The sequence below is a fragment of the Flammeovirgaceae bacterium SG7u.111 genome (assembly GCA_034044135.1).
Lineage (GTDB): Bacteria > Bacteroidota > Bacteroidia > Cytophagales > Flammeovirgaceae.
Genome location: CP139021.1, coordinates 2,489,842 through 2,498,435 on the forward strand (window position 1 = coordinate 2,489,842; position 8,594 = coordinate 2,498,435).

Here is an 8,594-nt window from a genome sequence, read left to right on the forward strand (position 1 = left end):
CATAACGCAGTATCCTCATCTTTATGAAGTGAAAAATATTCGCATAAAGCAGGTGTGTAATAATGTAAATGTGATTTATTGTTTTGTTTGAAAAGTTATAAGTAGCTTATAGAGAGTATATTGTTGTTTTTTTTATCCTGAAATAGCTTTTATTTATTTTCCCGTGGCGTATTATGTTAGAATAGTACTATCTATTCTTGTTTTCTTAAAAGTAAGATATGTTATAGTATCGATAATATACTGTTTTCCTATTATCTTTATTATTGATAATGAGTCTGTTACTTACAAGGGATACTAAGAATGCCTCAAAAAGGGCATTTATTTAACATAATGTGGTATTTGGGGTTTTTCAATTCAGAAGATTATTTGGCGAATTTTCAACTTGGTAGTTTATTAAATTAGAAAATAGCGTAGAGGTTTAGCAAAAAACACCAGAATAGTAACCTTTTTAGTTCAAGTGGATACCTGAAGTGTTAAAATGCGTACCTGTACCCTTTAACTGGACACCTGAAGCGTTAAAGTACCTGTCTAATATGTTCAAGTAGGCACCTAACGTGTTTAAGTGAACACCCAAACCCTTTAAGTAGGTATCGGCAGTGTTCAAGTGCGCATTTGAAGTCATTGAGTAACTACCATAAGTGGTAGAATGTGTACCAAAAGGCAAGGAAATAAATACCATCCAAGAAGGATATTTGGGAATGTTGCCTGTGAACCACAGGCAACGGATACTTTTGTCGTGTATTAAGGAAGTATGGATGACTTTTATCCTTTGAAAAACCGTCAGTATCTTCTACCTTTCGCCGCAAAAAGAAGATCATTGGGCACACAAGAACAAACAACACAAACTAGGCAGAAAAATGGGGAATATTTCCAATTACTCACGTCCTTCTTAAAGGTAGGGTTCTTTATGTTTGGCGGGGGCTATGCCATGCTGCCCTTGCTGGAAAAGGAACTGATAGACTACCGAAAATGGATCACGGAAGATGAGCTGCTAGAGATTATCTCCCTTTCCCAGATGACGCCGGGGACTATTGCCATCAATGCGGCTACACACATTGGGAATACGCGGGCAGGGGTGCTAGGCGGTGTCCTTGCTTCCTTTGGTATTATCTTCCCTTCACTGCTTATCATCACGCTGATTTATTACTTTGCAGGGGCGCACTTTGAAAACCTTTGGGTTCAAAAAGCTTTTTTGGGCATTCGAGCCTGTTTGGTAGCCATGATCGCTAATTCGGTCTACAAAATGTTTAAAACGGGGGTGAAAGGAGCAATTCCTTTTTTAGTTTTCCTACTTGCCGTACTCTGCCTGTTTTTACACATTCATCCTATACTAATTATTTTAGCGGGTGCAGTTATTGGTCTGGTTGTTTGGGGATTAGTTCCTTATATGAAAGCAAAGGGGAGGGCAGGGCTATGAAAGACTTATTTGAATTAGTAAAGGTGTTTTTCAAGATTGGGCTATTCAGCTTTGGAGGAGGCTTGGCGATGGTGCCGCTATTCATTGTGGAGTTTGAGGCACAAGGCTGGATGACCAGCGATGAGTTTTTCGATGTGCTCTCCTTGGCTCAAATGACCCCCGGAGCTATTGCCATGAATTCTGCCACCTTTGTGGGCAACAGCGTGGCGGGAGTGTTGGGAGGAATAACCGCTACTTCGGCATTGGCTGCTCCTTCGGTTATCATCATGCTTCTGCTATCGAAATTCTTGCAGCGGGTGAAAAATAATAAGTTTAAAGAAGCCCTTTTTAAGGGCTTGAAGCCTGTAACCGTTGCCCTTATTTTGTTTGCAGGTTGGCAAATAGCCAATACGACCTACTTTGAAGGGGGAGACTATAGCCTTGTTAACTGGAAAGCGATTGGCTTGAGTATTGCCGTTGGCGGTGCATTGTTGTATTTCAAAAAGGTTAATCCCATCTTTCTTATCCTTGCTTCGGGGGTAATTGGGGTGATTTTGTTTTAGCATAGATTTGTTTCTAAAGGTGCATGAAATTACTCTGGTCTTGTAGATAAATTGGCAGTGGACGGACTAAGAGTTTCCTGTACCTGGGCCCTAAACTCATCATCCGACAAGATTTTCAATTCAAACTCGTTCATGCTCATCTGTAAGCGTTGGCTTTCCAAAGGGTTTAGGTCATTGAAGAAGTAAGCCATTTCCACTTTATTCCCTTGTTTGTCGGTAGCGTAGAGGGCTTTGGTAAGCACAAAAGCAGTAGATCCTCCTTTCATGCCCGAATGTTCTAGCCATGATCTGTTTTGTGGGTTTTCCAATATCCATTCCATCACTTCGTCGAGGTATTGCTGGGCTTCGGGACTGAAATAGCTTCTTGAGTTTATTTTTTCCATGATGCTTACATAGTCGGAGGTAGTGGAAGCTGGCAGATTATCGGACCATACTCTTTGTACCGCTAAGCCCATCTGCCCAATTTCTTTTTTGTAGGAGGTATCGCTTGCCAGTTTTTGGTGGATCTGCTCGGTCGTTTGGATGTATTCTGCCAAGGAAAGGTCTTTCAGTGCTTGGACTAGTTCTTCCCCTTTTAGCTCTGGAAACTTCTCTTTCCCCACAAAAAGAGCCGACACAATGTAGTACATCTGGGAGTGTTGCTTTAGCCCTAGGCTATCAATTTGGCTGTTTATGTTTTCTAACCCAAGTTTTTGGCAAAGCCATTCGGTATTGGCATTGGAGCTGAACTTGATCATCCCTTTGGCAACGTCTCTTATTGGAATTTTACCATCCACAATTTTGCTTTCGACCGATGTCAACCATCCCGGATGTGCGCCCCCGTCGGTATTGGGAGCATAATACATATCTAACTCACTTGTTTCTATAAGTTCGTTGGGATTGATAGTTCCGTTGGCAGCTTGCTCTGCATATTCTATGGCAATTATGATCTTTACGGTGCTTGCCAGGGGCATGACCGTATTTGGGTTTAATTCTGCTAGTGTAGTGTCGTTTCTGACAAGTTTGATTGCTGCCTTTTCAGGGTTTTCTTTGATGAAGTTGAGTACGGTTTCTTTGTTTGGGTTGAAGTAATATACTCCATACCCAAAGAGCAGCACAACAATACCAATCATGATTCCGAGGATGATCAAGACTTTTTTAAGCATAGAGTTTTAGTTAAATTATACAATAGTATGGTAGGCTACCTTCTATAAGGCATCCGTCAGTTGTGAGATAAGGGCGTGGTTGTAAACTTGTGAGATTATAATGACAGTCAACGGGCTTTTTGTTACCTAGGTTGTGATTTTTATTAACTTATTCCCATTTTGTTATTGGCTAGAGTAATTGATCTTGGGGTTTATGCCTCTTATTGTATATTTAGCCCAAAGAAATACTCTTAGTAGAAATAGAGAACCGCATTGTAAAAATGAAAGTGATCAGATTAGTACCCGTCCTCCTTTTTTTAACCTTAGCTATGATTGCATGTGATAAAAAAGAGGCCGACATGCCTGAGTTATTGGACAAAGCGGCAAAGGAAAAGTTTTTTGTGCCTGATAATGTGTATGCTGGATCGGTAAGGGCCGCCCATTTTCATGCTTTGGCTGAAGCTGCTACTGGTACTCAAAAAGATCGCTACCTACTAAGGGAGGCTGAATCCATGCTTTATGCAGGGAAAAACCAAGAGTCGATTGCGTTACTAGAAAGGCTTTGGGCAAACAGGAACAAAGGCAGTATGGGGAGCGGATTGGAGTTTAGGGAAATAGAAGAAGTTAGGTCTTTACTGGCACTTGCTTATTTGCGCTTAGGTGAGCAAGAAAATTGTATCCATCACCACGATGCCTCTGCCTCATGTATCATTCCAATAGCACCTGAGGGTTTTCACCATGCAAAGGAAGGGTCTAGCAAGGCAGTTGTTTTTTTAGAAGAATTTTTGAGCCATAATACGCATGATCTTAAAGCTAGGTGGCTGTTGAATATTGCCTATATGACTTTGGGGGAATATCCTGAAGGTGTTCCAGAAAAATGGGCTATTCCCGACAGTGCTTTTCAATCAGACTATCCCTTAAAGAAGTTTGAAGATATTGCTCCTAAACTTGGGTTGAACGTGAACGAGCTTTCTGGTGGTGGAATAGTGGATGATTTTAATAATGATAATCTTTTAGATGTATTTGTTTCCAGTTGGTTTCCCTCGCATCATCTGCGGTACTTTACAAATAACGGTGATGGTAGTTTTACGGAACAGTCGGAAACAGCAGCCTTGATGGAGACTGGTGGAGGGTTGAACATGGTGCAGGCGGATTATAACAACGACGGTTTTTTGGATGTGTTTGTATTGAGAGGGGCTTGGATGGAAAACTTGGGCGAACACCCTAATTCATTACTGAGGAACAATGGGGACAATACGTTTACCGATGTGACCATAGAGGCAGGCTTGTTGTCTTTTCACCCAACACAAGCGGCAGTTTGGACAGATTTTAACAACGATGGCTGGGTAGACCTATTCATAGGAAATGAGTCAGACACCAACAACACACATCCTTGTGAATTTTACATCAATAATGGCGATGGTACTTTTTCGGAGAAAACAAGTGAAGCTGGTCTTTTAATCAGTACTGCCCAGGGCCCTTTTTTTGTAAAAGGAGCTACCTCGCTCGACTATGACAAAGATGGTTGGATGGATTTGTATGTGTCTACACTGCAACAGGAAAATCTTTTTTTTAAGAATAGGGGTGTGGATGAAAAGGGGAATGTGGTTTTTGAGGAAGTTGGGAATAATGTAGGTTTAGGCGAGAAACTTTCTAGCTTTCCTATTTGGTCTTTTGATTATAACAATGATGGCTGGGAAGATATTTTTGTGGCTGGGTATAGACGGAGTTATGGTTCTATTATTCCTGATGTTGCCAGTGAATATTTAGGGTTGCCTTTCAGAGCCGAGACCATGCGACTTTATCAAAATAATAGAGGGACATTCACGGATGTATCGAAGGAAGTAGGTTTGGATAAAATAGGCTATGCCATGGGGGCAAACTTTGGCGACCTTGACAACGATGGCTATCCAGATATTTACCTAAGTACGGGGGAAGTGAGTTTTGAATCTATCATTCCCAATCGGGTCTTTCGGAACGCAGCTGGGGAAGTTTTCCAAGATGTGACTACGGCAGGTGGTTTTGGGAATATCCAGAAAGGGCATGGGGTTTCTTTTTCCGATATTGACAATGATGGAGACCAAGATATTCATGTGGTGATGGGAGGTGCTTTTGAAGGGGACAATTTCTTTAATTCGCTCTTTGAAAATCCTTATGAGGAAGAAAACAACTGGGTAAACCTTCGCTTGGTAGGTACGAAGTCTAACCGTTCGGCTATTGGAAGCCGCATAGTGGTTAGAGTACTGGAAGAAGGGCAGGAACGGGCGTTTTACCACACCGTCTGCTCGGGTGGGAGCTTTGGTAGCTCTACCTTGAGGGCGGAAATTGGTTTGGGAAATACGTCGGAGATTACCCAAGTGGAGGTAGTTTGGGCTGGCTCCGATACTCACCAAGTGTTTGAGGGCGTTCAGTTGAACCGCTTTTATACGATTACAGAAGGCAAACCGCAAGCAGAAAAGCTCAGCTTGCATGCCTTAGGATTATAGGTTGGTACATTTCTAAAATGTCAGTTTAAATTCCGTTTTTACATTTGGAACAGATTGGACCGTGAGCGAGCCTTTGTGCAATTGCATTATTTGCCTAGAAAGGCTGAGACCGATACCAGATCCTTCTTTTTTTGTGGTATAGAATGGTATAAATATTTGTTCGAGTGCTTCGGGGATGATGCCGGGTCCGTTGTCTATTACTTTGATGGAGGCATGGTTGTTTTCATCCAAGTCACACCTTAATTCGACATAAGCACCTTCGTTTCCTTGCACTGCTTGTGTTGCATTTTTCAATAGGTTAATAAGCACCATTTCAATGAGTTCGGTATCCATAGTGATCTTCATTGAGTTGCTGACCAAATTGTACTTTAGCTCAACATCTTTGCTTTGAATGTCATTTTGTAGTAGTTGTACAATACTGTCTAGCAGCTGTTTAACCGAGGCGTGTTTGAACTTGGGTTTGGGGATGTGGGTGAATTCTTTGTAGGCATTTACAAACCGGATGAGTGCATTGCTGCGTCGGCCAATGGTGCTGAGTGCTTCTTCTACATCTTCAATCACTTCTGTACTTATATTGACTGATTCCATTTCTTCATAGTCTTCGGGGAGCTCGTCGTCGAATATTTCGTGCATGGTAGCAATCAATGAAGAGATAGGGGTGATCGAGTTCATTATTTCGTGCCTCAATACACTGGTAAGGTTTTGCCAAGCCTCTAGTTCTCGCTGCTGAAGTTCTATTTGGATATTTTGTAAGGAAATTAGCTTAAATGTTTTTCCTTTTAACCTGACTTCGGTAGCGTTTATGGAAAGCTGCTGCTCAACAGATCGGTAAAGCGAGGTGTTTCCTGGCTTTAGTTGTCTGATCACCTCGGTAAGTTCTTCGTTTATATCTTCGAGGTCTTTGATATTTACGATGTTTGTGATATGTAGCAAACGGCAGGCTGCCGAGTTGAGCAATTCGACGTGCCCTTCGGTATCGAAGGAGAGTAGCCCTATTCCAACATGTTGCACCACGGTATTGAGGTATTGTAAGTGTTCTTCTTTCTCCGAACGGGCTTTCCTGAAAGCTTCCAATACTTCGTTGAAGGAATCATTTAGCTCTTTGAAGCTGTTCCCTAGCTTGTTGTCAGCGCTGAATCCTGAGGCGAAATCGGAATACTTTATGTATTCTAAAAAGCGAGTAAGCTTTCTGTTTGTGTTTTCAACATAGTGGTAAATATTGCTTACCAAATAAATCGCTCCCACGCCTACAATGATGGCAGTGAGCTCATTTTCTTGAATAAACCATAGGTACATGGAGATGACTGCTGTAATAGCCAACAGCAACACTCTCAAGAAAATGCCTAGTCTGAAGTTTTTAAAGTTCATATTTTTCCAACCTTCGGTACAGAGAAGATCGCGTTAGTCCTAGCTCGCTTGCTGCTTTGCTGATGTTCCCATTGTGTTTTTGTAATACTTTTCTGATCAATATCTTCTCGACTTTTTCCAAGTCGTAGTTTTCAAGTGAAAGCTCATCTGCTGATCCTGCTTGTGTTTTTTGAACATTTCCACCACTAAAGAAGAACTGTTCTGATTCTAATATCGCTCCTTGGCTCATGATCACCGCTCGCTCCATGGCATGTTGCAGCTCACGGATATTACCAGGCCAGTGGTACTTTTGCATGCGCTTTAGCAGTGCAGGACTGAGCGAACGAACAGGTTTATTGTATTTCTTTACGTAGTACTTAAGAAAATGCTCAGCCAATAGTGGGACGTCCTCCGTTCTGTCTCTCAACGGTGGTAAATTTATTTCAATGGTATTGATTCTGTAAAGTAAATCTTGGCGGAATGTTTTGTCCTTTACCATATCATAAAGTGCCATGTTGGTGGCACAAATCAGACGGACATCGATGGGGCGAGGCTTGTTTGCCCCAACCCGAGTCACGGTTCTGCTTTGCAGCACTGTCAACAGTTTTGCCTGGAGTGGGAGGGAGAGGTTACCGATTTCATCTAAGAATATGGTGCCTTTTGACGCTGTTTCAAATCTACCTGGTCGGTCTTCCCTTGCATCGGTGAATGCACCCTTCATATGGCCAAAAAGCTCACTTTCAAACAACGTTTCGGTTACAGCTCCCAAATCAACGCTCATGAATGTTTCATTTGCCCGTTCAGATCTTCTGTGAATAGCTCTTGCTACTAATTCTTTTCCAGTTCCATTCTCACCTAAAATCAAGATGTTAGCATCTGTTTTGGCTACCATTTCAATAGTCTCAAACATTTTGAGCATGGCTGAGCTTTGCCCTATGATGTCCTCAAAACCATGATTAAGGTCAGCATTTAATTGCTTTTCACGCTGTTTTAAAGTATCTACTTCCATTCGGCTCTGCCTCAAACGGAGGGCAGCCATCATGGTTGCCAGTAACTTGTCGTTGTCCCAAGGCTTCATCACGAAATCCGTGGCACCTTCTTTTATGGCTCTTACGGCCATTTCTACACCTCCATAGGCAGTGATCAGTACTATCACGGCTGATGGATCAATTTCTAAAATCTTGTCCATCCAGAAAAAGCCTTCGTGTCCACTTGCTACATCTTTGGTAAAGTTCATGTCCAGCAAGATCACATCATAGCTTTCGTTTTGAAGTAAGTCAGGAATGTTTTCAGGATTTTTTTCTACATCTACCTGTAATATATGTCTCTTCAAAAAAAGCTTTGCAGCTCTCAGGATATCTTCATTATCATCCACTATCAGGATTTTTCCCGATTTATTTACTTTCTTTCCCATGCATCACAAGTTTTGCGTTAGCGGCTACTGGTTAATTCAGGTTACTAGTTCTAGAGCTGTGAATTTAATGATTAAAACTATTAGGAGGGTAGCTTTTTGTACGATAGGCTGATTTTTAGGATAAGTACGGCCAGAGTTGATGTGCTGCAGTGTGTTTGCGGTCAGAATAGTAATTGAAGGACAACTGTTATCTGTTGTTTTGATGGTAGGAGAAAGAAAAAAAGGGAGGCATAGAATGCCTCCCTTTTCCGATTAGGTTATATA

Annotated in this window: 7 protein-coding genes; 3 read left to right on the top strand and 4 right to left on the bottom strand. The window is 41.8% G+C overall.

The window, feature by feature from the left end; all coding sequences use genetic code 11:
* Positions 1-448: 448 nt before the first annotated feature.
* Entirely contained in the window at positions 449-679 is a 231-nt protein-coding gene (locus tag R9C00_09720; GenBank protein WPO37728.1) for a hypothetical protein, read from the bottom strand.
* A 72-nt stretch (positions 680-751) separates the two neighbouring features.
* On the opposite strand from R9C00_09720, the gene R9C00_09725 reads away from it, so the two are divergent.
* On the top strand, positions 752-1,417 hold the full coding sequence (locus tag R9C00_09725) for a chromate transporter (protein ID WPO37729.1): 666 nt from the start codon (positions 752-754) through the stop codon (positions 1,415-1,417).
* Positions 1,414-1,959, top strand: coding sequence for a chromate transporter (locus tag R9C00_09730; protein ID WPO37730.1), 546 nt, complete (start codon positions 1,414-1,416; stop codon positions 1,957-1,959). Before R9C00_09725 ends, R9C00_09730 begins: the two co-directional genes overlap by 4 nt.
* A gap of 29 nt (positions 1,960-1,988) precedes the next feature.
* Here R9C00_09730 and R9C00_09735 read toward each other — a convergent pair whose 3' ends face one another.
* A complete protein-coding gene (locus R9C00_09735) occupies positions 1,989-3,104 on the bottom strand; it encodes a serine hydrolase (protein WPO37731.1) in 1,116 nt (371 codons plus the stop codon).
* A gap of 338 nt (positions 3,105-3,442) precedes the next feature.
* Between R9C00_09735 and R9C00_09740 the strand changes: the two genes are divergently transcribed.
* Positions 3,443-5,569, top strand: a complete 2,127-nt coding sequence (locus R9C00_09740; GenBank protein ID WPO37732.1) for a CRTAC1 family protein — start codon at positions 3,443-3,445, stop codon at positions 5,567-5,569.
* Positions 5,570-5,581: 12 nt separating this feature from the next.
* On the opposite strand, the gene R9C00_09745 is transcribed toward R9C00_09740, so the two are convergent.
* Positions 5,582-6,937: an ATP-binding protein gene (locus tag R9C00_09745; protein WPO37733.1), complete on the bottom strand. Its 1,356-nt coding sequence runs from the start codon at positions 6,935-6,937 to the stop codon at positions 5,582-5,584.
* Positions 6,927-8,330, bottom strand: a complete 1,404-nt coding sequence (locus tag R9C00_09750) for a sigma-54 dependent transcriptional regulator (protein WPO37734.1) — start codon at positions 8,328-8,330, stop codon at positions 6,927-6,929. The genes R9C00_09745 and R9C00_09750 overlap by 11 nt, the downstream gene beginning before the upstream one ends.
* Positions 8,331-8,594: the final 264 nt, after the last annotated feature.

Excerpts from the sequence above, each read along its gene's own strand:
- R9C00_09735 (WPO37731.1), bottom strand. The coding sequence starts at position 3,104 with ATGCTTAAAAAAGTCTTGATCATCCTCGGAATCATGATTGGTATTGTT.
- R9C00_09750 (WPO37734.1), bottom strand. The coding sequence starts at position 8,330 with ATGGGAAAGAAAGTAAATAAATCGGGAAAAATCCTGATAGTGGATGAT.
- R9C00_09725 (WPO37729.1), top strand. The coding sequence starts at position 752 with ATGGATGACTTTTATCCTTTGAAAAACCGTCAGTATCTTCTACCTTTC.
- R9C00_09730 (WPO37730.1), top strand. The coding sequence starts at position 1,414 with ATGAAAGACTTATTTGAATTAGTAAAGGTGTTTTTCAAGATTGGGCTA.
- R9C00_09740 (WPO37732.1), top strand. The coding sequence starts at position 3,443 with ATGCCTGAGTTATTGGACAAAGCGGCAAAGGAAAAGTTTTTTGTGCCT.
- R9C00_09745 (WPO37733.1), bottom strand. The coding sequence starts at position 6,937 with ATGAACTTTAAAAACTTCAGACTAGGCATTTTCTTGAGAGTGTTGCTG.
- R9C00_09720 (WPO37728.1), bottom strand. The coding sequence starts at position 679 with ATGGTATTTATTTCCTTGCCTTTTGGTACACATTCTACCACTTATGGT.